Origin of the sequence: Lysinibacillus sp. RS11 (assembly GCF_042019215.1) — a bacterium.
GTDB classification, from domain to species: Bacteria; Bacillota; Bacilli; order Bacillales_A; family Planococcaceae; genus Lysinibacillus; species Lysinibacillus xylanilyticus_A.
In genome coordinates, this window is sequence record NZ_CP168124.1 from 2,097,319 (window position 1) to 2,123,273 (window position 25,955).

Here is a 25,955-nt window from a genome sequence, read left to right on the forward strand (position 1 = left end):
ATACAAGATTTATTCAAAATCAGGGGGGATAAAATGGCTGTAGATTACTCGTTTAAAGTAAGATTTGGCGATACGGATGCTGCGGGAATTGTTTTTTTTCCAAATTTTTATAGGTGGATGGACGAAGCAATGCATGAATTTTTTGCCGAGTTGGGACATCCAACATCTGAGTTATTATCCATAGAAAAAATTTCGACGCCACTTTTAGATTCTAAATGCGAATTTAAGACGCCACTTTTTTTCGAAGATGAGGTTAATGTGAAAACGGAAGTCATCGAGCTTCACAATAAAGTATTTAAATTATCTCATACATTTTATCGTGGAGAGACATTGATTGCTGAAGGGTACACATTACGTGCTTGGACTTCATTTAAAGAGAAACCAAAAGCATTTGCAATTCCAGAACATATTCGTGAAAAACTAACAGTACATCAAAAAATATGATCAGGTAGGAATGGAGATAGTCTTTTAATGCGGAAGACAAACGGATCATACAAAAGTTGAGGGTTTGAGTTTTTCAGAGTCTTCTATATTAGGAAATATAAAAGAGTCTAATTGCCACTAGCGTCGCATTAATATAATTCAACGCATTTCAAAAAACTGAATTTTCTGCAATATTATCCATGCATAAAAAAAGCCTTTATAATGGTTGGGTGATAGTAAACCATCCAAATCCAAAATAAAGGACATAAGCATGGATAAGTTTACACGAAAAACATCATTTGAACAATGGTTTTCACCTATTTCTTCTACACAAATGGAGAAATTAGTTGAAATTCATCAATTAAATTACTATACAAAGAAGCTTCACATCGCTTCATTCTTGAAATTATTACTGTTTGCGCAACTGAATGAAACCGAAAGTCTACGTGCTATTAGTGACACGCTATTATCAGACGACTTACAAAAAGCAACGTATTTAGAGTCCATCAGCTTTTCGCAGTTAGGTCGGCGATTAACCCAAGTGCCAACTGAGTTTTTCCAACGAATTTTTCTAGACTTAGTCGAGCAAATTCATGAGAAAATGAATTTTGAGCATAGGCGAAAAACCACAACACCACTGAAAATCATTGATTCCAGCACAATGCCATTAAACTTAAACAACCATAGATGGGCTGAATTCCGTAAAACAAAATCAGGTGTGAAGTTACATTTGCGCCTTGTTTACCTAGAAAAAGGTTGTTCCTACCCTGATAAAGCGGTGTTGACGAATGCGAAAGAACATGATCGTGGTCAGCTTGAAATTCTCATTGATGACACGGAGTGCATGTACGTGTTTGACCGAGGTTACTTAGATTATGAGCGCTTTGATCGCATGACAGATGACGGATTTTTCTTTGTCTCACGCTTACGAAAAAACGCTGTAACACGTGTGGTTGAATCATTTGAAGTACCTGAACAGTCATCGGTGTTATCGGATGAAATGATTCTGATTGGCAACACGCAAAATCGCGCTGAAAATGTATTTCGCCGTATCGAAGTACTGGATCCAAACGGTAAAGAACTACATCTGATGACGAATCGTTTTGATTTAAGTGCAGATGAGATCGCTGAACTGTATAAGTCACGCTGGGCAATCGAACTGTTTTTCAAATGGATGAAACAGCATCTGAACATTAAAAAGTTCTACGGGCAAAGCGAGCAAGCTGTGCATAATCAGGTATACATCGCAATGATCGTTTACTGCTTAAACGTGCTAGCAAAGCTTCACACAAACAGTTCACGGACATATTTACAAATTAGTAGGTACTTAAAAGCAACACTATGGAAACCAGCACGTATTTGGCTTCGAAAAATCGAAGGAAATACGGTACCCTAAGGATTTTGAACTGCAGTTGCCCTAGTCAAAGGTTATAGTAAAAAAATGGATGTTTACTATCTCTACTTAAGCGTCTTTCATTTTCTTCAAAAACGGAAGAATTAGAAAACAGAAAATTCAGTTAAAATTCATGCGACGTTAGTGTCTAATTGCTTTAATTTTATTTTTATGAAAGCGTTATCTTTTTTGTGGGGGTCTTGTCGGAACCGTAGTACTAATAACTTAATAGTGAAAGAGAAATGGACGGATAGTAAGAAAGTAATTTTTGTCATCATGTTCAAAACCGACAATAATTTAGAGCTATTTCGAAAGGGGTTATATCAGATGGATTTGTTTTTACAATACTTAATTACTGGACTAACTGTGGGGAGTATTTATGCATTATTAGCTATTGGGTTTGTCACAATTTATAACGTTACAGGGGTATTGAATTTGGCGCAAGGAGAATTTGCAATGATTGGAGCATTATCTTGTGTCACATTTGTCAATTTGGGTATCCCAATCTTAGGTGCAATTCCACTTGCGATTTTGCTTACGGCCTTTATCGGCTTAGCGGTTGAAAGATTCGCTATAAATCCTGCTGGTAAAGCAACGCCGATAGTGTTGGTTGTTATTACATTAGGTGTTTCAACTTTTTTAAAAGGAATGGGTTTGATCATATGGGGAACATCTCCTAAATCTCTGCCACCGTTAGTTGAAAGTAAGTCAATCGAATTTTTTGGGGCTGTCGTAAATTCGCAAAGTTTATGGATTCTTGTAGTATTACTTGCACTTTTAATAGTGCTTTATTGGTTTTTTGAAAAAACATTTCTCGGTTCTGCTTTACGCGCAAGTGAAAAAAATCCACGTGCTGCAAGCTTAATGGGGATTAACACAAAAACGATGTCTATGATTGCTTTTACAATTGCTGCTGGATTAGGCGCTATAGCAGGTGTCATGATTGCCCCACTGACAGATGCAACTTATGAAATGGGCTTTTTTCTCGGTATAAAAGGTTTTGTAGCAATGATTTTCGGCGGAATGCACAGCATACCTGGAGCTGTTGCAGGCGGATTATTATTGGGCGTCATTGAAGCATTTTCGGGCGGGTACATCTCTACTTATTATACGGACGCATTGGCATTTGGTTTCTTATTGCTCGTTTTATTTTTCAGACCACAAGGATTGTTTACAAAGGCAACTGGAGAACGTGTTTAATAGGGGGGGATATATAGTGGAGAAAGTAGAAACGATTTTATATGGAAGGCGCTGGAAAAGCTTTTTAGGATTTATTGCATTGATTTTGATATTACCACTAGTTGTAAGTTCGCAATACGTATTTACGCTTTTGATTTTAATCGGGATTTATTGCATCATCACCATTGGTCTAAGTTTACTTATAGGTTACGCAGGGCAAATTTCGATAGGACACGCTGCATTTGTCGGAATTGGCGCATATGTTTCCGGTGTCTTAACAGTTAAATATAGCGTATCACCATGGGTTGCGATGGGAATTGGAATGGTCGCGACGTTCATCATTGCTTATTTAATAGGGATGCAAGTTCTAAAACTAAAAGGCCATATTTTGGCATTGGCTACTATTGCGATTAACATCATTGTATACATTTTATTGGTGGGGCTAAGCGATTATACAGGGGGAGCTGGTGGATTAGTCGGTATTCCAAATTTATCATTACTGGGACTGGACTTAGGAAACCAAGTGAACTTCTACTTCTTTGTTTGGAGTATTGTCTTTGTTGTTATCTTGTTTTCTACTAATATTATTCGTTCGAGTGTTGGGAGGATATTACGAAGCATTCATGATAGTGAAATTGGAACGGAGACACTAGGCGTTAATGTAACAAAATATAAAGTAGCTATTTTCGCATTAAGTGCTATGTATGCTTCATTGGCGGGTAGTCTGTACGCGCATTACATTAATTTTATCGCACCACCGACATTTTACATTTCATTTTCAATTTTACTTCTTGTCATGGTGATGGTCGGTGGTGTCCATTCCATTTGGGGAGCAATTATCGGAACGGCTTCGATCATGTTTTTAAATGAAGTAATTCGTTTTGTAGGGCATACGTATTTCAATATTAATGGTGAAGTCGAAATTGTAGTTTATGGTTTAATCATAATACTTGTTATGATCTTCATACCTAAAGGCTTGGTTGGAATACTAGACGTCAGGAAAATATCACCTGTTAAAAGCTCTATAAAAAAAGATGTAACCATTAAGAAAAATGTTGCTTCTGAGAAAGGGGTTTAGATATGGGCAATTTACTCCAAGTAAATGGTTTAACAAAAAAGTTCGGTGGAGTGACAGCGGTGAATGATGTTAGCTTTCATGTCGGTGAAGGAGAAATTGTAGCTGTTATCGGCCCTAATGGAGCGGGGAAAACGACATTGTTTAATATGATTTCTTCATACATTCAACCGACTGACGGAGAAGTTCTTTTTAAAAGAAAAAAAATATCAGGGAGGAAAATTTTTGATTTGGCTCACCTTGGGATCTCCAGGACGTTTCAAAACTTGCAAATTTTCAGTAATATGACGGTTTTGGAAAACGTGATGATGGGGACTTCAGTGAATATAAAAACGAACGTTTTTAGTGCTGGATTCCGTCTTCCAACGGTAAAAAGAGATGAAGAATATGCATATAAAGCAGCTTATGAAGTATTGACGATGATGGAGATGAGTGATCTATTACATGAACAAGCTGGACAACTATCTTATGGATTGCAAAAGAAGTTGGAGTTCGCACGGGCAATTGTTTACAAACCACAGCTCATCATGTTGGACGAACCAATGGCAGGCCTGAATGATGCCGAGACAAATACAATGGCAGGATATATTAGTGATTTAAAAGAAAAAGGACATTCATTTTTATTTGTAGAGCATAAAATGGCGACAATTATGCAACTCGCCGATCGGATTGTGGTTCTTGATTTCGGGACGAAGATTGCGGAAGGTACCCCCGATGAAATACAAAAAAATGAAAAGGTAATTAGTGCTTATTTAGGAGAGGAGGCAATTTAATGTTCAAAGTTGAAAGTCTTAGTTCACGTATCGGGAAGATTCAAATTTTACATTCGCTCGACTTTCATGTGGACAAAGGAGAAATTGTATCCATTATTGGTGCTAATGGCGCAGGGAAAAGTACGTTATTAAATACATTAGCGGGCCTTTACACACCAGTCGAAGGAAAAGTAATACTTCAAGATGAGTTAATTAGTGGTCTTCCTGCCCACAAAATAGTTGGGAAAGGTTTATGTCTTGTTCCAGAGGGGCGTCAAGTTTTTCCAGGACACACCGTAAAGGAAAACCTGACGTTAGGGATTTACTCGAAATACTATAAAGACCGGAAACATGTAGAGGAGAATTTGGACAGAATGCTGGAGTTATTTCCAGGATTGAAAAAACATTATCATAGGATTGGCGGGAATTTGAGTGGTGGGGAGCAGCAGATGCTTGCGATTGGACGTGCGCTCATGTCTGATCCTAAAATAATTCTCCTAGATGAGCCATCGATGGGTTTAGCACCAAAAATAGTGAATGAAATTTTGGAGATTTTAGTGCGAATTAAAGAAGAAATGGGAACAATGGTCATTTTAGTAGAACAAAATGTTAAAGCAGCGTTAAAAGTGGCTGATCGTGCATACGTAATGGATCAAGGAAAATTCATAATGGACGGCACGAATGAAGAAATTAGTTCGAATCCCGAAGTGAAATCAGCATATCTAGGAATAAAGGTAGGGTAAGTGAACGAATTGTTTTGACAAAAAAATTGGGGGAGTGAAGGGTTTGTATGAAAAAATTTTTTATAGGTAAACTAGTTGCTATTTTATCTTTCGTTTTTCTATTAGTTGTTGCGGGATGTGGAATCGAGAATGCAGAGGAGACAAGCGGTGGGAAAAGTGAGGAAGGAGTTGTAAAAATTGGTGTGATTGTAGCTGAAACAGGTCCAGCATCAACACTTGGTAGTGCACAAGCAAAGACTGTGGAATTATTACAAAAACAATTAGATGAAGCAGGTCCAATTGATGGTAAGAAAGTTCAGCTTATCAAACAAGACTATGAAACGAATGATACAAAAGCGGTAGTCGCGATGGATAAATTAATTTCAGAAAATGTTGTAGCGGTTGTTGGAGCGACTCAATCAAGTACTACGATGGCCATTATACCAAAAGCCATTGAGAAAAAACTACCATTACTTACAATTGCACCGATTGAATCGGAAAGTGAGTATGTATATAGCATGGCACAAAGCACAACGGTCATTGCAATGCCGATTGTTGAATATTTAAAGAAGAATAATATTAAAAAAGTAGCGTGGGTGAATGCTTCTGACGGCTTCGGAGTAACTGGTATGCCAGCATTTGAAGCGTTGGCTAAGGAAAATGGCATCGAGATTATTGCTCATGAAGAGTTCGATGCTACTGCTACAGATATGACAATTCAATTGACAAAAGTTCGTAAAAAGAATCCCGAAGCGATCATCGTTTGGTCGAGAACACCTGGAGCTGGAATTATCGCTCGTAATTTTAAAGCGATGAATTTTGACATTCCGATGATTCAAAGTACGGCTGCTGCAAACCAAGGGTTCTTGGAACAAGTGAAGGATGACAATGAAAATATTATGGTCGTTGGTAGTAAACTAAGTGTTATAGATCAATTGCCAGATTCGGATCAAAAAGAAATGTTAAAGGCATTCAGTGATGCATATAAAAAAGAATTTAATAGTGAACCAGACTTATTCGCTGCACATCTTTTGGACGGTATAAATGTTGTTGTAAAAGCGATTAAAGCAGGAAATGTAACATCCGAAGATATTCATACTTATTTACAAAACGATTTAGGAAAATATTTAGGGGCTACGGGAACTTTTGATTTTGGTGTATCACAAGCAAGCCCTGAACCTGATGGAATATCTGTTTTAAGTATTGAAAATAATGATTGGAAGTTTACTGAGTAAATAAAGAGACCTATAACATTAAAAATTAATATAGATCTCTTTTTTTAAAAAGATAAGGGTATTATAAAGTATTTATGGTTTTTTGTGGTTCTTTACCAAAAGTTGTGGAGGACATTTTTTTAAATATATGCCTTGTATATTAGTTGATTGGAGTGAAGTCTGGGCGACTCCTTAGGGACAGCGTACAGATGAGCCTCTGAGCGAGCACCTAAGGGAACGAAGGCTAAAACCATCACGTCCTGTGATAACGCCTTTGTGACCAACATCTTGTTGCTGACGCTGCGCTTTCGCACAAAAAACACTTGTTGCTGACGCTGCGCTTTCGCACAAAAAACACTTGTTGCTATCGCTACGTTAGCACTGCGCTTTCGCACAAAAACACTTGCTGCTGACGCTTCGCTTTCGCGCAAAAAACACTTGTTGCTGACGCTTCGCTTTCGCGCAAAAAACACTTGTTGCTGACGCTGCGCTTTCGCACAAAAAACACTTGTTGCTGACGCTGCGCTTTCGCACAAAAAACACTTGTTGCTGACGCTGCGCTTTCGCACAAAAAACATCTGTTGCTCGAAGCGGCTCATCGGACGCCCTTAGGAAAGCACCCAGTCGGAACGGAAATCAACCACACCTTATGGTGATGGACCTTTTTTATAGAAGTTTGATCACTAAAATCAGATTGAATACTATTTCAATTGCTTAAAAAGGGGATGTAATAAATGGTGAATGTGAAAAAAAGAAATGTAATTGTTGTAGGAGCTGGACCAGTTGGACTTACTGCGGCATTGGCCCTTCAAAAAAAAGGTATATCATGTGTAGTAATTGAATCGCAAGAAAAGGATACTCCGCGAGCTGGTAGCCGAGCGATCTATATTCATGGGGCATCGTTAAAGTTACTGGAAGAAACATCAAAAGGTCTTGGTTTTGAATTGTCCAAAGATGGAGTTATTTGGCCAATCAAAAGAACTTTATTCCGTGGAAAAGAAGTTTATGTGCGTAATTATGGGGTAACCAATACTCAAGATCCGACTAAATTACCACATTTTGCATCGCTTCATCAACATAAGATAGAAAAGCATATTTACAATGCTTGTTCTGAGGCTGGTGTTGAATTTGTATGGGGAGAATCTGCAAAGGATCTAGACATTACAGATGGAGGCGTCAAGTTAACAACGGCTTCTGGTGAGATTTGGGAAGCAGATTATATAATCGGCTGCGATGGTGCACGCTCTGTCGTGCGTGAACAGTCTGGTATTCAATTTGAAGGTCCGCGTACGAATGATACATTCATAGTCGTTGATATTGAAGAGGATGAAAATGATCCAATGCCTATTGAACGGATCTTCCATTATCAGCACCCGGCAATGGAATGCCGTAACGTAATGTTTGTTCCATTTAAGGGAGGCATGCGTGTCGATCTTCAATTGTTAGCTGAAGATAAGGTTGAAGATTACGGCACAGAAGAAAGTGTGAAAGAGTGGCTTCCAAAAGTGATGAATCCAAAATATGCAGAACGAGTTACTTGGGTGTCCTCGTACCGTTTCCATCAAGTAGTTGTCGATTCATTTACGGATGAAAAGCGCCGTATCTTGCTAGCGGGAGAGGCAGCTCATTTATTCGCTCCTTTCGGTGCACGTGGATTGAATTCTGGAATACCTGATGCAATTATTGCAGTTCGTGGTATCGAACAGGCAATAAAAGCAACTAGTGAAGCAGAACGTTGTCAAGCTATTGTTGAAGCGGCCACTGAACGGAGAATTGCAGCATTGTGGAATCGAGATGGATCGACAACTGCGCTTCATCACTTACAGGGCGATTCGCGAGAAATGAATATGAAGCGCGAACTTGCAGCTTCACTCGTTTCAATCGTTCCGACTCTAGGACGCTGGCTCGATGAAGGTCCATATGGTCCGAAATTCGGTCCACCTGAACTGACAACAAAATACTAATGGTAATTAATACTTGAAGTTGAAAAGGAGGATTATCGCATGGTGTTGATTAGTGAGAATAAGTTTGGTTCGAAAGCGCAGTCAATCAATGAGATAGCTGAACGATTATCTGCTATAGACTGGTACGAAAAAGCAGGGTATAAAGAAAAGATTGCCGAAGAAGCATTACAACGCTTAATGCAGAAGTTGCAAGTGGATGATTACGAAATTCAGTGGGTAACCAAAGAGCAGACATCAGAAACAATTAGTAAACTGACATTTGATAATAGCAACCTATGGAAAGTTTTGAGTGGTCTTCCAGATCAATTGAAAAAAAAAATTGATGAAGCAGGTCAAGCAGATTTGCTTAAAATAGCAATTGAATCCGTACCGCAAGCAGTTTTTCATGCAACATTTCAAAAAGCATTCCAAGAATTTGGTGATGAAAAGCAGGTTAATTTCTTTGTAGGACACGCCATGTACATTGCAGTTCTCGTTTGTACAGCAGAACTTGCAGGTGAGGAAGATTTGTTTATTCCTTTGCTTGAATTGCTTGAAATGGGTCACGTACCTGTGGGTCTAGATGGAAATAGGATTTATCTATTGTAATATGAAACAACATATTTATACTTCGTAACTTACAACAGAAAAGCTGTACCGGAGCTACCTCCAGTACAGCTTTTTTTATTTATTATTGTAATAGAAAAAGAGAATCGTAATGTGAAAAGTTCTATTTTGAGAAGGAGGATGACTTGAATAAGGGATTTATGTGAGTTAAAACTTATTTCCTTTGTCCATTGTCTCTTATTTTCCAGGCATTCTTTATTCCTGTAGAGGTTTACCTATGGCTAATATGATCAGGGAGAAGGTGGTATGAAGATTCATGGATTTATATAAGGGATTTCAAAGGTAACACTTATGAATGAAAAGTAAGAAATTCATATTATTTGATGAAAGAAGATCTCGTTTTCCTACACTATGTAGATACAATGCGAAAAATTGTCTGTATATAATGAAAATATAGAAAAAAGTTAGGGGAGATAAATAATGATCATTAAAACAATTGGTGTAGTCGGCGCTGGTTCTATGGGTGCAGGTATTGCAAATCTTGCCGCATTAAATGGCTTTAACGTAGTTTTGCGAGATATTGAAGACAGGTATTTAGAAGGGGCCATGGCTCGACTTAATAAATTTATGTCAAAAAGTGTTGAGCGAGGAAAAATGACTGAGGAGCAAAAGCAGGAAACACTTACGCGCATCCAGACAACTACAAAGCTTGAAGATTTGAAAGATGTCGATATTGTTATTGAAGCAGTTCTTGAAGATCTCGATTTAAAGAAAGAGGTATTCTCACAACTTGATGTAATTGTTAGAGACGATGTCATATTAACGACGAATACATCATCCATGTCCATAACAGAAATTGCGGCTGCAACGAAACGTCCGGATCGTGTCGCAGGTATGCATTTTTTCAACCCTGCACAATTAATGAAGCTAGTAGAAATCGTACGCGGTTACGAAACGAGTGATGATACAGTGTCTGCTTTGAAAGCGCTGTCACTTCAACTAAGGAAAGAAGTTGTGGAAGTCAAAAAAGATACGCCTGGATTTATTGTCAACCGCATTATGATTCCTCAGTTTATCGAGGCGATTCGTCTTTTAGAAGAAGGTGTAGCATCTGCAGAAGATATTGATAAAGCAGTGAAATTTGGCTTGAACTACCCTATGGGACCATTTGAATTACAAGACTATGCTGGTGTCGATATCGGCTACCATGTAATGGAATATTTCAACAATGAATTTAACGATCCACGCTTTGCACCACCTTTACTAATGAAACAAATGATGAGAGCTGGTCGTTTCGGTAAGAAATCAGGAGCAGGATTTTACGATTATAAAGAAAAAAAGGAGCTGGTGGAAAAATGATATATAAATCTTTGTTAGTGGAAGTTGAAAATAATATAGCTACAATAACGATTAACCGTCCACCTGTAAATCCTCTAAATACTCAAGTTTTCAATGAGTTATCTGATGTGTTCAGTAAGTTGGATGAAGAGGATGATGTTCGGGCAATTATTTTAACTGGCAGTGGTGAAAAAGCATTTGTTGCTGGTGCAGATATTTCCGAAATGGCGGGATTGGATCTTGTTGGAATCAATAAGATGAATAAAGTATCTAGATCAGTATTCACACAAATAGAAAATTCAACTAAGCCAGTCATAGCAGCGTTGAATGGAATGGCACTTGGTGGTGGACTAGAACTTGCTCTGGTGTGTGACTTACGTATTAGCACTGAAAAAGCAAAGTTCGCATTCCCTGAAGTAGGTCTTGGAATTATTCCTGGCGGAGGAGGCACTCAGCGATTACCTAAAATTGTTGGGCAGGGGATAGCGAAAGAACTCCTCTATTTTGGAGAAATGTTCGATGCTGTTCGTGCACTTGAATTGGGTATTGTAAATAAAGTTGTGCCAGCTGAAGAAGTAATACCTGTTGCAAAAGAATGGGCAAAAAAACTTGCTCAAAAGCCACCAGTTGCCCTGCAAATGGTAAAACAGGCCGTCAATGCAGGAAGTAATACAGATATCGAGTCTGGGTTAATCATTGAAGCAGCATGTTTTGGTAATGCATTTTCAACAGAAGATCGAAAAGAAGGGTTGAATGCATTCGTTGAGAAGAGAAAGCCAGTTTATACTGGTCGTTAATAAAACTAATAAATATAGAAACGTTCATATAGAAAGTCATCAGGTTCTTCATTTTCTATAAAACTTTGGTAAGACAGACAGTGAATAACCAAACTTCTAGATGGAGGGAGTGAAAGAAAGTGTTGATAGAAGAAAAGGAGACTAATAGCTTCTTATCCAGAAGTATTGTTCCAGAAGATATATTCACACCGGAAGATTTTAGTGAAGAGCATAAAATGATTGCCGATATGACTGAGAAGTTTGTGGTGAATAAAGTTATGCCTGCACTAAAAAAAATTGAAAATCAAGAATTCGATGAAACGGTCCGTCTTATTAAAGAAGCGGGAGAACTTGGACTAATCGGTGCCGATATTCCGGAACTAGATGGCGGATTGGACCTTGGGAAAGTGTCTGGCGCAATCATTTCTGAGAAGATGGCTATTAGCCGTTCTTTTTCCATTACATTTGGGGGACAAACTGGAATTGGCGCACTACCAATTGCTTACTTTGGAAATAAGGAACAAAAAGATAAATATTTGCCTGTTTTATTAACTGGAGAAAAGATTGCTGCGTATGCGCTGACGGAGCCATCTGCTGGAACTGATGCAATGGGACTGAAAACAACTGCCAAGTTATCAGCTGATGGAAAATATTATGTGCTGAACGGAGAAAAACAGTGGATTACAAATTCGGCATTTGCAGATATCTTTATTGTTTATGCAAAAATAGGCGACGCTAAAATAACGACATTTATCGTTGAAAAAGAGTACGAGGGTTTAACGACTGGTCCTGAAGAGAAAAAAATGGGGCTGAAAGGATCGTCAACTCGTTCACTCATCTTGGAAAATGTAAAAGTACCGGTAGAAAATGTGATTGGAGAAATTGGTCGTGGTCATATCATCGCTTTTAATGTCTTAAATATTGGTCGTTTTAAATTATCTTCAGCAACACTTGGTATTTCCAAACGATCGATTGAACTTGCGACAAAGTATGCCAATGAGCGTAAACAGTTTCACAAGTCAATTTCTAGTTTTAATTTGATCAAACAAAAAATTGCAGATATGACGATTCAAACATATGCCAATGAAAGTAGCGTCTATCGCACGGCTGGTGCAATGCAAAAAGGTTTTGAGGAAATGAAAGACAACGGTGTGGGTTATGGTGAAACGATTGCAGGTTTTGCTGTCGAATGTTCGATGAATAAAGTTTTGTCTTCCGAAACGCTAGATTTTGTCATCGATGAAGCTGTTCAAATTCATGGTGGGTATGGCTATATGGGTGAATATGAGGTAGAAACTCTTTACCGGGATTCACGTATCAATCGAATTTTTGAAGGTACAAATGAAATAAACAGAATCATAATAGCTTCTACATTGTTGAAAAGTTATGTTGCAAAAAATCATTCAGTACATCCTGAAAATGGTCCACTTCAACATGAAAAACAGACACTCCGTCTTTTGAAGGATTATTACCATGTGACAATCCAAGCGATTCATCAGGCTAGTATCGATAATATGAATGAAGAGCAAGAAATTGCGGCATTCCTTGCAAATCTTGCAATTGGTATTTACACAAGTGAAAGTGCCATCCTGCGTGCTGAAAAAGCAATCAAGCAGTCTGGGGAAGAACAAAATGGACAAAAATTAGATTGTGCAAAAGTCTTTATTCATGAAATTGCGCAACGGAGTGCAATTGCAGGGTTAAATTTACTTAATCATCTTAACGATCATGAGGAGTTCTCACATGTAACGGGACGCCTGATTGCAAGTAGTAAAGAAAATATAGTTGAAACAAAAAGGCGTATTGCTGATCGAGTAATTGCGGTAGAACGCTATATGATTTAATTAATACGAAGAAGAGGTACTGAAAAACTGAAAAGGAGAATTTTTAACAGTTGTGTTATTGGGGAAAAATAGGTTTTTTATTGAGTAATAAAAGGAATTTTTTTGTTGCTTCATTTGCCTGTATATTCCTATTTTAGCTGAGTATAGTGTAGGGCTACTAGACTCCCGCCCATAGGAAAGCGAGTAGCCCGTAGCGGAAATCAGTCATTTAAATGTATAAAAATGCTTAATCGACACACCTAAATTTTTCCCAATATTCAGAATGAGAGAGAAAGTCGAGCCCCTACACGAAGCGAAAGAGAAGAAGGCTTGCTTAGGGTCGCGTCATCCTGAGTGGACTGACGCCTTCATGACCAACTTCGAATTGGCTCAGGAAGCTCGGTACCGCTCAAAGATAGCGTATGCCAGAGTAGTGGATCCAAATAGTAGATTTTTCATTAATATTTTTCAGGTAAATCATTATTTTCAGTGGCCTCAAGAATAGTGAAAGGAATGTATAGAATGACAGACATTGTTTTATTAGAAGGTGCACGTACGCCATTTGCAAAAATTTCAGGTTCATTCCGTGACATTACGGCTGCAGAACTAGGTGTAATCGCAGCAAAAGAAGCAATTCGTAAATCAAATATCAACCCGGATGACATCGATCAAGTCGTATTCGGGAATGTTCAGCAGTCGAGTAAAGATGCTCATATGTTAGCAAGACATGTTGGTTTGAAAGCTGGTACATCTCTTGAGGTACCTGCAGTCACAATCAACCGTGTCTGTGGTACTGGTATTGAGGCAATTTTAACTGGTGCACGCTATATTCTTACAGGAGAAGCGAATGTCGTTTTGGCCGGTGGTACTGAAAATATGAGCCAAGTACCCCACGTTATTCGCGGTGCGAGATGGGGAAGCCCTCTTGGAGGACCGATAGTTGAAGACTGGGTATGGGATGGCTTACTTGATACGAACGCTGGATACACAATGTCGCAAACCGCAGAAAATCTTGCAGAAAAGTATAAAATTACACGCGAAGAAGTGGATGCCCATGCATTTTCCAGTCATAAGCGTGCTATCAAAGCGAGAGAAAAAGGCTATTTTAAAGAAGAAATTGTCTCTGTAAATGTAAAAGGAAGTAAAGGTGATAGCATCGTTGAACATGACGAACATATCCGTGAGACAACTATGGAAAAGCTCGGGAAGCTGGAAGCCCGTTTTGTTGTGGGAGGGGTTGTTACGCCGGGAAATGCAAGTGGAATGGTTGACGGTGCAGCGGCAGTGATTATTGCATCTAGCCATTATGCAGAGAAGAATGGATTGAAACCGATTGCGCGTCTTGTTTCATGGGATGTTGTTGGTGTTGACCCGAAATATATGGGGATTGGTCCGGTACCGGCAATTAGAGGAGCATTGAAAAAAGCAAATTTACAGTTGGAAGATTTGGATTTGATCGAAATTAATGAGGCTTTCTCCGCACAATATTTAGCTTGCCAGAAGGAACTAGGATTTGACTTGGAAATAGGAAACGTTAATGGTGGTGCTGTTGCTCTTGGACATCCACTTGCAGCAAGCGGAACAAGAATCACACATTCACTTATTTACGAGTTAAAAAGACGTAATAAAAGGTATGGTGCAGCAGCCGTTTGCATCGGCGGCGGCCAAGGAATCGCAGCAATTTGGGAATCATTATAAAAAATATAAGTAATTCTAAGTGTTGTCCGTGGAAGTCGATTTGAGCATTTAATAGCCAGTTGTTTTGGGACTAACTATAGTAGGAGAGGTGGATAATTTGGATAACATTGTAATGCACTCTAATGTCAGTGATTTATTGAAAATCAAAGCTAATAAATTGCCGAATCGGGAAGCAATCTATTATGAAAAAAGAAGAATGACATACGGACAATTAGATCGTGAAGTGACAAAACTTGCACAAGGACTAATAAATAGTGGTATTAATAGCGGGGATCGCGTGGCGGTTGCACTCATAAATTCAATTGAATTCGTCACATCATTATTTGCTATTGCACGTGTTGGAGCTGTTTTAGTTCCTCTTAATCCATTTTTCACCAAGGAGGAAAGTTCCTATATAGTGCAACAAACAGAAGCCAAAGCGTTACTTTGTGGAGAAGTAAGTTTTTATTCAGAGCTTCGTGCAGAAATTGAATCGTTGGAGATCCTAATTTCTGTTGGTTTTCAGGCAGAGGAATATCTTTATTATGATGATTTATTAGTTGGTAATGAATTTGAAGATATTCGCGTTGAGCCGAAAGGTAATTTATTTACAATTATGTTTACATCGGGCACAACTGGACGTCCAAAAGGTGCGATGCTAACGCATGAAAATGTATTATTTAGTTCGGGTTCAGCTTCAAAAATTATGGAATGTACAGAGGATGATGTGTTTTTAATTCCAAATCCATTATTTCATATTATGGGTATCACATTTCTCCTTCGGGCAGTATTTTGTGGTGGGAAATTAGTAATAATGCGGAAGTATTCAGTAACAGGGGCATTGGCACTCATCGAATCAGAAAAAGTAACTGTACATCCAGGTGTTCCAACGATGTTTATATTGGAACTGAATTCTTCTGATTTTGAGAAATATGACTTAAGTTCCCTTCGAACAGGTGAAATGGCTGCTGCACCATGTCCGGTGGAAGTTGTAAAAAAAATACGGACGAATATGAACTGCAATATATTAATCGCATATGGCTCAACTGAAACGTCTGCAACACTTACGCTGACTGGATTTGATGCCGATGATAAGGCTCGTTCAGAGACAGTGGGTCGACCGATACCTGGCGTGGAATTAAAAGTGGTCGATGAAAATCGTCTGGAGTGTAAGGTCGGCGAGGTTGGTGAACTTGCTTGTAAAGGTCCTGGAGTGACTAAAGGCTATTACAATATGCCGATAGAAACTGCTCAAGCGATTGATCAGGAAGGTTGGTTTTATACAGGAGATTTGGCTACAATCGATGAAAATGGTTACGTTCGTATAGTCGGTCGGAAAAAAGAAATGATCATTAAAGGTGGATTTAATATTTATCCGCGGGAATTAGAAGAAACGCTTCATCAACATCCAGCTGTTTTGGAAGCGGCAGTCATCGGTCTTCCAGATGCGATATTTGGCGAATTGACATATGCCTGTGTTGTCCTTCGTGAAGGGGAGACATCTAACGAAGAGGAATTACTTGCTTTTATGAAAGAGCGGTTTGTCAAATACAAAATTCCAGACAAGTTCCTCATTCTAGATGAGTTACCCGTCACAGCGTCAGGGAAGATAAGCAAAATAAAGTTGAAAGAAGAGCTAGTTAAGTATAATAAAGCATTTACAACTTAGTATGAGATAGCCATATTACCACGTCTAATTCGCGGACATATTGTATTAGTATTTAGCAAGATTGCTATTACTACTGTTCTGAGCTAGGATTGAGCATCATTGCTAATAGAATTGGAGTGTTTAAATAAAACATTTAAAGGGAGATAGTTATGAAATTGATAACATTTACAACTGCAGGTTTTTCTCGTATTGGTGCAATTGTTGAAGGGGAAAAGGTAGTCGACCTCAATTATGCGTACCAAGCACAACTTCAGAGTGAAGGTAAGTATCGCTATGAAGCCATTGCCGAAGCATATGTACCAGCCAAAATGGAAGGCTTCCTCGAGGGAGGAAATGACAGTATGGAAATTGCGAAGTCTGCGATTAACTATGCACTTTCCAATACTGGAAACTTCAAGCACCAGCTGATTTATGATAAAAGTGAAATAAAAGTAAATGCACCAGTGACAAACCCTGGGAAGATCTTCTGTGTAGGGCATAACTACCGCGAACATATTTTAGAAATGGGGCGCGACATTCCAACTAATCCAGTTTTATTTGCTAAGTTTGCGAATACAGTTATTGGACCGGAAGACGATATCCCATTCCATCCGATTTCTGAACAACTCGATTACGAAGCTGAATTCACAGTTATAATCGGTAAACAAGCACGCAATGTATCTGAAGAGGAAGCACTTGCTTACGTGGCAGGTTACACAATTGCCAACGACGTAACTTATCGTGATTTGCAAAGGCGAACACTACAATGGCTACAAGGAAAAACAGTTGATGGCAGTGCACCAATGGGACCTTGGATGGTTACTTCTGATGAATTAACAAATCCATCTGGACTCGGTGTCGTACTGTCAGTTAATGGTGAGGTGAGACAGAAAACGAATACAGAAAATCTCGTTTTCTCTGTTCCACATCTTGTTTCATTTCTTTCGAAGTTAGTTACTCTTGAACCAGGTGACATTATTTTAACTGGAACGCCAGGCGGTGTAGGTGTTGCAATGGATCCTCCCACATTTTTAAAAGATGGCGATGTCGTGAAAATTGAAATTGATCAAGTAGGAATACTGGAAAATAAAGTAGTTCTACAGGGAGAAGGTAACTAACATGACTACTACAACAAATAAAGACTCGATTCAAGCTATTAATAACTCAATCTGTGACATTCTCAAAAGTGTAGAAGGTTTAGATGAAAAGGTTTTTCGTTGGAATCCAACTGAAGAAGAATGGTCAATAATGCAAATTGTATCGCACTTAAACGAGGCGATTCCGTACTGGCTTGGCGAAGTGGAGCGCGTAGTTGCAGAGCCGGGTTCGAAGTGGGGACGTGGTTTAGAGGATGAAAGTCGACTTGCTGCAGTATTTAATCCAGATGAGCTAAGTATTGAAGAAGAAATTGCGACGTTGAAAAAGATACAGCAACAAGTTTCAGACCGTCTAATCGGTTTAAGTGAAGCACAACTTAATGCAGAGAATCCGCATCGTAATTTTGAAAAGTTTGGCCACAAACCAGTGTCGTTCATCATCAATCATTTCCTGGTAGAACATGTGAACGGACATTACGTTCAAATCCAACGTAATTTAAGTAAACGTAACTAAGTAGACTACTAAAAGAAAAGGAGTGTTTTGAATGGCTGAAATGAAAGAAGAAGTCAAACAATTTATGAGTAGTGATACTGTTAAAGACTTTACGAAAGATATTCAACAATACAATCTCGGTCCCCTTTGGGAAGCCATCCCTGAAATTATGAATAAAACACCAAAACCACAAGCCGAGGCATATCTTTGGAGCGGGGAACTGTTGACTAAGAAATTGATGGAAGCAGCACAAATATTCACACCAGAACGCGGTGGCGAACGTCGTGCGATTTATTTTCAAAACCCTGGTTTGACTTACCGTCAGCCTTGGGGTTGGGCGTCGACAACACAAACATTGTATGCAGCAGTTCAACTTTTACTTCCTGGAGAAGAAGCACCATCGCATCGACATACACAAAGTGCAATTCGTTTTATTACAGATGGTGAAGGTGCGTATACAATCGTTCAAGGTGAACGGATTTATATGCGAGAGGGTGACTTCTTGACGACACCGAAAAACCTATGGCACGGTCATGGTCATGTCGGTAATAAACCGATGATATGGATGGATGCGCTCGATATTCCAACCATTTATTCCATTGGCGGGACATTCTTTGAGCCACATAAAGATGGACTCCAACAGCCTAATGTACCGGATAACTTTTCGGAACTTCGTTATAGTGGCGGTATGGTTCGCCCGGTTGGTGATGCCAATTATACGATTGCACCTTTGGCAAATTATAAGTGGAATCGCACAGAGGAAGCGATTAAAGGTTTAATGAATTTTGATCCTGATCCGTATGAAGGTTTTGCGATTGAGTATATCAATCCATCTACTGGCAAGACGGCAAACCCAACGATAGGTTCAAGGATGCAGTATCTTCCGAAAGGATTTCATACGAAAGCTCATCGGCATACGCATTCGACAATCCATCATGCATATAAAGGATCTGGTTATACGATTATTAACGGAGTACGTTTTGATTGGAAAAAAGGCGATTATTTTGTCATACCAAACTGGGCATGGCATGAACATGTAGTTTCAGAAGATTCTTATCTGTTCTCGGTGAACGATCTGCCGATTATGGATCGCTTCGAACTAGAACAAGAACAAGCTTATGATGTGGATAACGGGCATCAGAAAATCACTGGTGAATTCAAAGCGGCTTTTCGTTAATAGCTTAACAATTGGATAAATGGGAACCTCTTCTTCAACAATAACTTAAGTGTTTTTTAGAAGATACTAGGTTCCTTTTTTAGATAGCAGTTCAAAATCATTTGGTGGAATATTCTAGTCATTTATGGGGTAGTGTCAGATACATTTTAAAAATCAAAGGTAAAGGTCTACTAGGTTTATTATCACCATTCAATATAGCTACTACAAGAATTTTTTTGCTTCCACATAAAAGCTTTTCTTAAAGAAAACTGCGAAAGTTGCACATGCTAACATGACGGAAAAAGCATTGAGAAATGCTCAACTAACGATTAAACAAGTTATAAAAGCGATTCAGAAGCAGTAAAAGACGCCTATAATTCTCAAGAATTTTAAAAGTACATGGATGAAAATTACAGAGATAATTATTGGTTCATACTTAAAAATGATGAATCCTAGTATGACTAATGGAGAATTATTTGCTACGAGTGTGGTAAATATTTTAAAAATATATATTACACCTTGAAGTAAAAAAATAAACATGTCCATCGTTCCGTTTAGTTCTATAGATGATTTATCCGCTGAACGGAGATAGGAGAATACATTAAACCTAATTAGTAAGTTTTGTCCTTTTTAAGCTAACGGCGGCGTTACTTGACGATCATTGAGTTGCATAGGCAGCTCTTTTTTCTTATTGAACGAATGGGGTTAGTTGAATAGGAATTAGGTGTGACTGGAAGAATTGTCGATGATATAAAAAAACACCGAAGTGTCTTATGTATTTTCAAATTAAGCTTATGGACAACTTGGAATTTTTAGGGTTAATCATAATAGTGAAATTCAAAACCGTCTTCTGGTTCGCCAACTTCATACCCCAATAATTTTGTAGCGCTATTCTTAAATAATGTAATCCATTCATTCCATTCTTCTGCTGGTAATTCAGCATAGAATTGTAATCCACTTGGTTCAATACTTACTTCTATCAATTTACCATCTGAACCATACCACTGTGGACAGCCGTTTACAAAGTTGTTCCAGTTAGGCATTTCTCTATATAAACGCTCCAAATTATCCCAAACTTCATGTGGGGCAGAATAATGAATATTCAAATTAATGTTGTATATTTCCATATGTTCTCCTTTTAATATTTAGATTTATAAGTTGTTAATTCTTGATTTTATTCGCTAATTCAACCGAAAGTCAAACTTCTGAATCTTTGATAAGCTCATACACTGAATTTGAATATCCCATATCTACTAATATTCTAGCGATTCTTTCGAATTATTGTTTTACTGTGGGTCAACTGTGATAAAAACACTTTTTAATCCGTCATCCGTATATAAAAACTCCATTTGCAAACACATATCTGCCAATTCTGAATTTGAAGTTAAATCATAATCAACAGCAAATCCACTGTGATCATTGAATTCATAGAAGTTGATTTGTGAATATTCGTATGTTGGGTGAAAATTACATAGAGCGCCATATTCATCAAATGAATCAAATCCATTTAAGTTTAATGTTTCTTGGACATAATAGAATAATTCACCAATATCATCCACTTCAGATTCATCCACATAATTTAAAATGTTTTCATATTCTTTACTGTGCATTACTTTTAATATATTAGTAATAACAGTTAAAGCATATTGTTTATCTTCACTTTTCATATTGAACCTCCAAATTCTAATTTGTCTTTCTATTCAACTGTATAATATCATACAGTTGTGAGAAAATTCACTTAAGCTGTATGCCGTAATTGCTGGATTTTGACTTTCTAAAATAGAAAAGAAACCTTTTGTTTTAAAGAAACTTGAACAATTACCCAATGATAAGAAAGTCATTATATTAAAATCGCCAAGAGAAGTACAACTTTTTTAAATAAACTTAAGGTTGAGTTGTAATTTCTGAGGAGTGTTAAAAGAGAGTTTTTATTCAACTCCCATGAAAGAACTTAACCATCTTTCATTTTCTGTGATGAAGTGCTGTTTATTGCGCTTCAATGGATGGCTAACGGATGTGTTTATTAAAGATCATTGAGTTGCATTGGCAGCATTTTTTTACGAAGCATTTAGCTAAACAAGTTATAAAATGAAAAGAATAAAATAATTTAAAAAAGCATTCAGGGAATGAACTGTTCACCCTTGAATGCTTTTTCACTTCTTTTGTTTAGAGTGGATTTCCTGTCCACGTCCAATCTGTCTGTAAGCCTAACGTTAATTCCGTGGGGAAGGGGTGCCCGATTTTGTAAAAACATCTTAAATGATATCTCTGGTAATCTTTCCTTCCTCTTTTAACAATATCAACAGCTTTGCCTGGTAATATGTCTTCCGGATATTATCCGTATATTAGACGCCCATTTTTCTACGGGTATTGCTTGTTTTTTTCGTTTGCTGGCTTTTCATTTTTTTTGTTGAAAGGTCGACATTCTTTTTTCCTTTATTAGAAGAGGAATGGTTCTTTTTGTTTTCAAGCTGCTGTTTCACTGCCTCATGTAGGCTGATTTTTTTCTTTGGTACTTCAGAATGATTATTCTCGGTCATAGGAAATGCTCCTTTTAAATATGATAGTTAGTCCAGTATAAACTATTTCCTATCTTTTGTGAAACTTTCCACTTTAACTTACAACAAGTGAAGATGCTTTTTTACTAACGGTGCAGTTTAGTTGTGCGAAATGTTCCTAGCTCAAATGGAGAATGGTCACATTACTCTGGATATCAGAAGTGTTGATGATTAAATCGAATTGGATTAGTTGGAACGCCGTATGCGATGAAAGTCGCACGTACGGTGTGAACAGGGGGAAAAGCTGGCGATAATTTCAAAGGTTTACCTATCTGTATGAATAAGCGTGGGCACTTTTGTGTTTTAATTTCAAACAAAGGAAATTAATGTTAATATTAAAATGGAATATCGGCAATAATTAGAATAGTAAAAGAACAAGACTGCTATTAAGGTGGAGGTAAAACTTATGAAATACAATAAAGGCTTATATGTATCACTTGTACTAATGCTGTTTGTTATTTTGGTTAACACAACAATATTTGATGATGAATATTCAGGGATTGCAATGTTCGTTTGTTTAGGCATATTTATAATGGGAACAGCATTTTTTATAAATACTAAACAATTAAAAAATTAGGATGCGTAAAGCCTAAACTAACGGCGGTTTTACTTCAAGATGGGATTTAACAGGTCCCATCTTTTTCTTCTTCAACGAACGTCACAGGATAGTTGAAGACCAGTTATTATTGTGCGGTTATTGGGGTGAGTTGATTTTGAAATTCATTGAATTCGGAATAGGAAACACATGGATAATTAGGACTGAAACAGAGTTAGAGGATGGCACAGAATATGAGGAGAAGGGAATAAAAGGACCAATAAAGTTCTACTCCTTGTATTTAAGAATTTGGATTGGTAAAACCGTTTTAATAGCAGATTTAAAAGAAGGTTTTAAAAGACAAAAGAAAAACCGTAACGAATTTAAAGTTATATTTGGTATAGTCAGTGGTTAAATCTTGTTTCACTGAAAGATAGAGAACCCCTCAAGAATCATTGTTTTGACACAGGATGAAATCGTTTAAACCAAATATCACAGCGGACATTATAATAAATCTCTCTTTTCTTTATCTCTTTTACCTCTAACGATTGCTGAGCGTTCTAACCTCCAATTCTACATCCTATTGAAAACATAAACTCAAATATCGCTTTTTCTAGGGGAGTATGACATGCCTCTCTTAAATGTTCAATTTCGGCTTTCGGTTCCTTTATTTTAGCTGCTGGATTTTTAGATATACTCAATATCAACATCTAGACATACACCTCGCCATGGGGAGATTTTTGTAGAATGCTATACACAAAGATATTATCCAAATAAAACTTTAGTAAAATTAATGTATTTGACTAAATCTAAATTTCTTCTTCGAATAAGATATATTATTCTAAATCGAAAAGAAGGTGGTATAATGTCAAATCAACGAGGTCATAAAGATAGTAATGATGGGTCTAATTCCAAGGAATTACAAAGCAGTGTGGAAAGTAAAAATGAAAAAGTAAGGATTATTGTAAAAAAAGATGGAGAAGAAATTAGGACTGATTCTCCTGTATCGGATAAGTTAAAGCTTGTAATTGTTATAAATAATCAGTTCACTAGTGCACCTAATACCACGCAAATTGCAAGTGGGGCAGGAAGAAATAGTGCAGCTGGTAGTAATGCTGCAATAGATTCCTCGAATACCGATCAACAGCAAAGTGTGGGAGCACAAGGGGTAGCTAGAAACAGCGGTATGAAGGGAGAGCAGACTCAACCTCACGAACAGCATGAAGACTGTGATGGTGACGAGGAAATTGTTATCATCATCAATAATCAGGTAAATAGGGGGCAAAGACAGTCGTCAGCTACTCAGGTAGCAAGCGGAAGCGGTTTAGATAGTACGGGAGGAACTAATTCAGCCATAGGAAGTTCTAATACGAAGCAGCAGCATGCGGTTGGTGGAGGCGGTCGTGCAATAAATAAGGGTGAAAATGGTGATCAAGAGGAAAAGTAACAATTCATTGGAAAAGTTAAAAAGGATTAACATATAATTATCTACGTAATCTAAAAGAGAATTGATCACATAGCTTATAGAAAGGTAAGAATCAGTTTTTTATTTAATCAGAAGGATAATATCTGGGTCATATCATATTTCTAGTTTTTTAGACTTGGCAGTAAAGTTAACCATTGAAAGAATGGGTAACAAATATTTATTCGCCTTTTTTATAGAATGAGTATTCTATATCTTTTTAGATGATAGTAAAGCAGCGACTAATAGCGAATAGCTGACATGCGTAGGGCCAGAATAATGTATGAGTATATTTGAACGAAAACCTCATTTAGATATGTTACGGTGGACCGTATCATAAATAAGTGGGGTTTATTTGAAATATAGGAAAGCGCCGATCTAGATTAATGATTTTTTGTGTTGCTTTTGATTAAAGAAATTTATGGTAATAATAATTCTTGCATCAATTTAGATTTATTTAAAAAATGTCATCCAGAACTTTTGGTGATGAGCCTATAAATCCCAAAAATAATAGTAATTACATTATTATGGTAGCTTTAAGTGTTAAATTTTGTTAAAATTTACTCGATAATAAAAAGGGAGGAAATAGAGCATTGTATTTCAAGAAAGTCAGTCTTATGTTATGCATCTTATTCATTTCAGCTTCTATATTTACCATACATAATGCAAGTGCAAGTGGTGGTTTTGAAGATATTTCTCCAAGGCATGAAGCTTATGAAGAAATCAATAATTTAGTTGTCAACAAATCAAGCTTCGTAGATGTTGCAGTTGGCCGTGAGCTTTCGGGCTATGTAGAACAGCAACAGCTTAGCTTCTTTAAAAGTGAAAAGGAGCTACCTGTTAAAGATGTAGCTGTACTTGATACATCACAGGTCATTGGATTAGTTTCCTCAACAACTGATGGATTAAATATTCGTAAATCCAAAGATTCGTCATCTAAAGCTAACATTGTAGGTACTATCAATAAAGGTGGTAAACTATCAGTCTATGAAGTTGAAGGAGATTGGTTAAAGGTTTCCTATAATGATACCTTTGCCTATGTTTATAAAACGTATGCACAGTTTTTAGATGCAGATGGTCATGCATTAGGGAATATTCAAAAGCAAGTTACTACAACACAAAGTATAAATAGTTATGTAAAACCTACATCTTCTTCAAAGGTTATTTCGACTGTCAATAGTAAAGTGAAATTACCTGTTTATAAGATAGTAAATGGTTACTATTTAACTGTAGTAAATGGTGTACCTGGCTATATCGTGGCAGATAGTACTGAGGATGTAAAAGTAGAGAAACCTTCTACTCCGAATCCAACTCAAACTCCTCCGACAGTTTCAGGTGATCTACTAGGTCGAGTGACAGTTGATCATTTAAATGTCCGCAAAGAAGCTAACTCTACTTCTACAGTACTATGTAAGTTGAAAAAAGGCGAATATGTTCAAGTAAATAGTATTAACGGTTATTGGGCACAAGTTACTTATAACGATCAAAAAGGGTATGTCCATAAATCTTATTTAAAGATATTAAATCAAAGTGGTAATCCGTTAAAAGATCGTATAATCATTATTGATCCAGGTCATGGTGGCAAGGATCCTGGAACTGTAGTAGGTACTATCGCAGAAAAAAACATTGCTTTAAAGGTCAGCACTCTTGTTACGCAAAAGCTTGAGGCGGCAGGTGCGAAGGTTTTAATGACTCGTACTGGGGATACGTATCCTACACGAGAAGGTCGAGTTGACTTTACTCATGCTAATTATGGTGAGATTTTCGTAAGTATCCATGTTAATTATGCAGCTAATACTTCTGCGCAAGGTACCGAAACATTTTACGCTGAAACACCAGGTGATATGCATCAGGAAGACATTGATCTTGCGACGTTTGTAAACAATCAAATTGTTAAAAACGTAAATATGAATAATCGAAAGGTCAAAAAAGGAAATTTCATTGTAATTGCAAATACGAATATTCCAGCCGTTCTAGTTGAGCTAGGCTTCCTATCAAATAGTGAAGATCGAGCTAAACTGATAGATGATCAATATATTGAGCTATTTGCTGAATCTATCTACAAAGGAATTTTGGAATATTACTCAAAACAATAATAAAAAGGGCTACATAGTTCATTAAAGT

25 protein-coding genes and 1 pseudogene are annotated in these 25,955 nt (G+C 37.5%); 21 read left to right on the forward strand and 5 right to left on the reverse strand.

Translation table 11 applies throughout. The features are described from left to right. Nucleotides 1–33: 33 nt before the first annotated feature. The 7 genes from AB9L17_RS10570 to AB9L17_RS10600 all read left to right on the forward strand — a co-directional run bounded on the left by AB9L17_RS10570 (nucleotide 34) and on the right by AB9L17_RS10600 (nucleotide 6,779). The gene (locus AB9L17_RS10570; protein ID WP_068985497.1) at nucleotides 34–444 is read left to right on the forward strand and encodes an acyl-CoA thioesterase; all 411 of its coding nucleotides are present in this window, start codon (nucleotides 34–36) and stop codon (nucleotides 442–444) included. Between the two features lie 250 nt (nucleotides 445–694). Beyond that, nucleotides 695–1,819 (forward strand): IS4 family transposase, encoded by a 1,125-nt coding sequence (locus AB9L17_RS10575; RefSeq protein WP_375199823.1) that lies wholly within the window; start codon nucleotides 695–697, stop codon nucleotides 1,817–1,819. Between the two features lie 324 nt (nucleotides 1,820–2,143). Then, nucleotides 2,144–3,016, forward strand: a complete 873-nt coding sequence (locus AB9L17_RS10580; protein ID WP_068985496.1) for a branched-chain amino acid ABC transporter permease — start codon at nucleotides 2,144–2,146, stop codon at nucleotides 3,014–3,016. A gap of 16 nt (nucleotides 3,017–3,032) precedes the next feature. Next, nucleotides 3,033–4,073, forward strand: coding sequence for a branched-chain amino acid ABC transporter permease (locus tag AB9L17_RS10585; RefSeq protein ID WP_223555240.1), 1,041 nt, complete (start codon nucleotides 3,033–3,035; stop codon nucleotides 4,071–4,073). 2 nt (nucleotides 4,074–4,075) lie between these two features. Continuing rightward, nucleotides 4,076–4,843 (forward strand): ABC transporter ATP-binding protein, encoded by a 768-nt coding sequence (locus AB9L17_RS10590; RefSeq protein ID WP_223555241.1) that lies wholly within the window; start codon nucleotides 4,076–4,078, stop codon nucleotides 4,841–4,843. Next, nucleotides 4,843–5,565, forward strand: coding sequence for an ABC transporter ATP-binding protein (locus AB9L17_RS10595; RefSeq protein ID WP_068985494.1), 723 nt, complete (start codon nucleotides 4,843–4,845; stop codon nucleotides 5,563–5,565). Before AB9L17_RS10590 ends, AB9L17_RS10595 begins: the two co-directional genes overlap by 1 nt. 47 nt (nucleotides 5,566–5,612) lie before the next feature. Next, on the forward strand, nucleotides 5,613–6,779 hold the full coding sequence (locus AB9L17_RS10600) for an ABC transporter substrate-binding protein (RefSeq protein ID WP_068985493.1): 1,167 nt from the start codon (nucleotides 5,613–5,615) through the stop codon (nucleotides 6,777–6,779). A gap of 119 nt (nucleotides 6,780–6,898) precedes the next feature. Here the strand turns inward: AB9L17_RS10600 and AB9L17_RS10605 are convergent, their stop codons facing one another. Beyond that, on the reverse strand, nucleotides 6,899–7,357 hold the full coding sequence (locus tag AB9L17_RS10605; protein ID WP_375200574.1) for a hypothetical protein: 459 nt from the start codon (nucleotides 7,355–7,357) through the stop codon (nucleotides 6,899–6,901). A 135-nt stretch (nucleotides 7,358–7,492) separates the two neighbouring features. On the opposite strand from AB9L17_RS10605, the gene AB9L17_RS10610 reads away from it, so the two are divergent. The 10 genes from AB9L17_RS10610 to AB9L17_RS10655 all read left to right on the forward strand — a co-directional run bounded on the left by AB9L17_RS10610 (nucleotide 7,493) and on the right by AB9L17_RS10655 (nucleotide 19,297). Next, nucleotides 7,493–8,722, forward strand: a complete 1,230-nt coding sequence (locus tag AB9L17_RS10610; RefSeq protein ID WP_375200575.1) for an FAD-dependent oxidoreductase — start codon at nucleotides 7,493–7,495, stop codon at nucleotides 8,720–8,722. A gap of 39 nt (nucleotides 8,723–8,761) precedes the next feature. Continuing rightward, nucleotides 8,762–9,310, forward strand: a complete 549-nt coding sequence (locus AB9L17_RS10615; protein ID WP_068985490.1) for a hypothetical protein — start codon at nucleotides 8,762–8,764, stop codon at nucleotides 9,308–9,310. A gap of 438 nt (nucleotides 9,311–9,748) precedes the next feature. Further along, nucleotides 9,749–10,627 carry a 3-hydroxyacyl-CoA dehydrogenase family protein gene (locus tag AB9L17_RS10620; protein WP_068985489.1) on the forward strand — a complete coding sequence of 293 codons (879 nt, stop codon included), beginning with the start codon at nucleotides 9,749–9,751 and terminating at the stop codon, nucleotides 10,625–10,627. Then, nucleotides 10,624–11,403: an enoyl-CoA hydratase/isomerase family protein gene (locus tag AB9L17_RS10625; protein WP_068985488.1), complete on the forward strand. Its 780-nt coding sequence runs from the start codon at nucleotides 10,624–10,626 to the stop codon at nucleotides 11,401–11,403. Before AB9L17_RS10620 ends, AB9L17_RS10625 begins: the two co-directional genes overlap by 4 nt. A 119-nt stretch (nucleotides 11,404–11,522) precedes the next feature. Next, entirely contained in the window at nucleotides 11,523–13,226 is a 1,704-nt protein-coding gene (locus AB9L17_RS10630) for an acyl-CoA dehydrogenase family protein (RefSeq protein ID WP_375200576.1), read from the forward strand. 501 nt (nucleotides 13,227–13,727) lie between these two features. Beyond that, the gene (locus tag AB9L17_RS10635) at nucleotides 13,728–14,903 is read left to right on the forward strand and encodes an acetyl-CoA C-acetyltransferase (RefSeq protein WP_375200577.1); all 1,176 of its coding nucleotides are present in this window, start codon (nucleotides 13,728–13,730) and stop codon (nucleotides 14,901–14,903) included. A gap of 97 nt (nucleotides 14,904–15,000) precedes the next feature. After that, a complete protein-coding gene (locus AB9L17_RS10640) occupies nucleotides 15,001–16,551 on the forward strand; it encodes a class I adenylate-forming enzyme family protein (protein ID WP_375200578.1) in 1,551 nt (516 codons plus the stop codon). A 149-nt stretch (nucleotides 16,552–16,700) separates the two neighbouring features. Next, complete coding sequence (locus tag AB9L17_RS10645) at nucleotides 16,701–17,648, forward strand: fumarylacetoacetate hydrolase family protein (protein WP_375200579.1); 948 nt, start codon at nucleotides 16,701–16,703, stop codon at nucleotides 17,646–17,648. A 1-nt stretch (nucleotide 17,649) separates the two neighbouring features. Continuing rightward, nucleotides 17,650–18,141, forward strand: coding sequence for a DinB family protein (locus tag AB9L17_RS10650; protein ID WP_375200580.1), 492 nt, complete (start codon nucleotides 17,650–17,652; stop codon nucleotides 18,139–18,141). Nucleotides 18,142–18,172: 31 nt separating this feature from the next. Then, nucleotides 18,173–19,297 carry a cupin domain-containing protein gene (locus AB9L17_RS10655; RefSeq protein WP_375200581.1) on the forward strand — a complete coding sequence of 375 codons (1,125 nt, stop codon included), beginning with the start codon at nucleotides 18,173–18,175 and terminating at the stop codon, nucleotides 19,295–19,297. Between the two features lie 797 nt (nucleotides 19,298–20,094). Here the strand turns inward: AB9L17_RS10655 and AB9L17_RS10660 are convergent. The 3 genes from AB9L17_RS10660 to AB9L17_RS10670 all read right to left on the reverse strand — a co-directional run bounded on the left by AB9L17_RS10660 (nucleotide 20,095) and on the right by AB9L17_RS10670 (nucleotide 21,816). After that, the gene (locus AB9L17_RS10660) at nucleotides 20,095–20,403 is read right to left on the reverse strand and encodes a hypothetical protein (RefSeq protein WP_375200582.1); all 309 of its coding nucleotides are present in this window, start codon (nucleotides 20,401–20,403) and stop codon (nucleotides 20,095–20,097) included. Nucleotides 20,404–20,562: 159 nt separating this feature from the next. Continuing rightward, a complete protein-coding gene (locus AB9L17_RS10665) occupies nucleotides 20,563–20,943 on the reverse strand; it encodes a DUF7668 domain-containing protein (protein ID WP_375200583.1) in 381 nt (126 codons plus the stop codon). Nucleotides 20,944–21,621: 678 nt separating this feature from the next. Then, a complete protein-coding gene (locus AB9L17_RS10670; RefSeq protein ID WP_223555314.1) occupies nucleotides 21,622–21,816 on the reverse strand; it encodes a hypothetical protein in 195 nt (64 codons plus the stop codon). A gap of 424 nt (nucleotides 21,817–22,240) precedes the next feature. On the opposite strand from AB9L17_RS10670, the gene AB9L17_RS10675 reads away from it, so the two are divergent. Continuing rightward, nucleotides 22,241–22,411 carry a hypothetical protein gene (locus AB9L17_RS10675; RefSeq protein WP_175401771.1) on the forward strand — a complete coding sequence of 57 codons (171 nt, stop codon included), beginning with the start codon at nucleotides 22,241–22,243 and terminating at the stop codon, nucleotides 22,409–22,411. 136 nt (nucleotides 22,412–22,547) lie between these two features. Next, nucleotides 22,548–22,784, forward strand: coding sequence for a DUF3977 family protein (locus tag AB9L17_RS10680; protein ID WP_068985480.1), 237 nt, complete (start codon nucleotides 22,548–22,550; stop codon nucleotides 22,782–22,784). Nucleotides 22,785–22,842: 58 nt separating this feature from the next. Here AB9L17_RS10680 and AB9L17_RS10685 read toward each other — a convergent pair. Further along, nucleotides 22,843–23,064: pseudogene (locus AB9L17_RS10685) on the reverse strand (integrase); the annotation flags it as partial. Nucleotides 23,065–23,300: 236 nt separating this feature from the next. Between AB9L17_RS10685 and AB9L17_RS10690 the strand changes: the two are divergent. Together AB9L17_RS10690 and AB9L17_RS10695 are read left to right on the forward strand one after the other, a co-directional pair. Continuing rightward, nucleotides 23,301–23,816: a hypothetical protein gene (locus AB9L17_RS10690; RefSeq protein ID WP_068985567.1), complete on the forward strand. Its 516-nt coding sequence runs from the start codon at nucleotides 23,301–23,303 to the stop codon at nucleotides 23,814–23,816. A gap of 608 nt (nucleotides 23,817–24,424) precedes the next feature. After that, entirely contained in the window at nucleotides 24,425–25,927 is a 1,503-nt protein-coding gene (locus tag AB9L17_RS10695; RefSeq protein WP_375200584.1) for an N-acetylmuramoyl-L-alanine amidase, read from the forward strand. The last annotated feature ends 28 nt before the right edge of the window (nucleotides 25,928–25,955 follow it).

What these genes read in the sequence shown, in the direction of transcription:
- AB9L17_RS10570 (WP_068985497.1), top strand. Translation starts at nt 34, where the DNA reads ATGGCTGTAGATTACTCGTTTAAAGTAAGATTTGGCGATACGGATGCT.
- AB9L17_RS10575 (WP_375199823.1), top strand. Translation starts at nt 695, where the DNA reads ATGGATAAGTTTACACGAAAAACATCATTTGAACAATGGTTTTCACCT.
- AB9L17_RS10580 (WP_068985496.1), top strand. Translation starts at nt 2,144, where the DNA reads ATGGATTTGTTTTTACAATACTTAATTACTGGACTAACTGTGGGGAGT.
- AB9L17_RS10590 (WP_223555241.1), top strand. Translation starts at nt 4,076, where the DNA reads ATGGGCAATTTACTCCAAGTAAATGGTTTAACAAAAAAGTTCGGTGGA.
- AB9L17_RS10595 (WP_068985494.1), top strand. Translation starts at nt 4,843, where the DNA reads ATGTTCAAAGTTGAAAGTCTTAGTTCACGTATCGGGAAGATTCAAATT.
- AB9L17_RS10600 (WP_068985493.1), top strand. Translation starts at nt 5,613, where the DNA reads ATGAAAAAATTTTTTATAGGTAAACTAGTTGCTATTTTATCTTTCGTT.
- AB9L17_RS10605 (WP_375200574.1), bottom strand. Translation starts at nt 7,357, where the DNA reads ATGAGCCGCTTCGAGCAACAGATGTTTTTTGTGCGAAAGCGCAGCGTC.
- AB9L17_RS10610 (WP_375200575.1), top strand. Translation starts at nt 7,493, where the DNA reads ATGGTGAATGTGAAAAAAAGAAATGTAATTGTTGTAGGAGCTGGACCA.
- AB9L17_RS10615 (WP_068985490.1), top strand. Translation starts at nt 8,762, where the DNA reads ATGGTGTTGATTAGTGAGAATAAGTTTGGTTCGAAAGCGCAGTCAATC.
- AB9L17_RS10620 (WP_068985489.1), top strand. Translation starts at nt 9,749, where the DNA reads ATGATCATTAAAACAATTGGTGTAGTCGGCGCTGGTTCTATGGGTGCA.
- AB9L17_RS10625 (WP_068985488.1), top strand. Translation starts at nt 10,624, where the DNA reads ATGATATATAAATCTTTGTTAGTGGAAGTTGAAAATAATATAGCTACA.
- AB9L17_RS10635 (WP_375200577.1), top strand. Translation starts at nt 13,728, where the DNA reads ATGACAGACATTGTTTTATTAGAAGGTGCACGTACGCCATTTGCAAAA.
- AB9L17_RS10645 (WP_375200579.1), top strand. Translation starts at nt 16,701, where the DNA reads ATGAAATTGATAACATTTACAACTGCAGGTTTTTCTCGTATTGGTGCA.
- AB9L17_RS10650 (WP_375200580.1), top strand. Translation starts at nt 17,650, where the DNA reads ATGACTACTACAACAAATAAAGACTCGATTCAAGCTATTAATAACTCA.
- AB9L17_RS10655 (WP_375200581.1), top strand. Translation starts at nt 18,173, where the DNA reads ATGGCTGAAATGAAAGAAGAAGTCAAACAATTTATGAGTAGTGATACT.
- AB9L17_RS10660 (WP_375200582.1), bottom strand. Translation starts at nt 20,403, where the DNA reads ATGGAAATATACAACATTAATTTGAATATTCATTATTCTGCCCCACAT.
- AB9L17_RS10665 (WP_375200583.1), bottom strand. Translation starts at nt 20,943, where the DNA reads ATGAAAAGTGAAGATAAACAATATGCTTTAACTGTTATTACTAATATA.
- AB9L17_RS10670 (WP_223555314.1), bottom strand. Translation starts at nt 21,816, where the DNA reads ATGACCGAGAATAATCATTCTGAAGTACCAAAGAAAAAAATCAGCCTA.
- AB9L17_RS10675 (WP_175401771.1), top strand. Translation starts at nt 22,241, where the DNA reads ATGAAATACAATAAAGGCTTATATGTATCACTTGTACTAATGCTGTTT.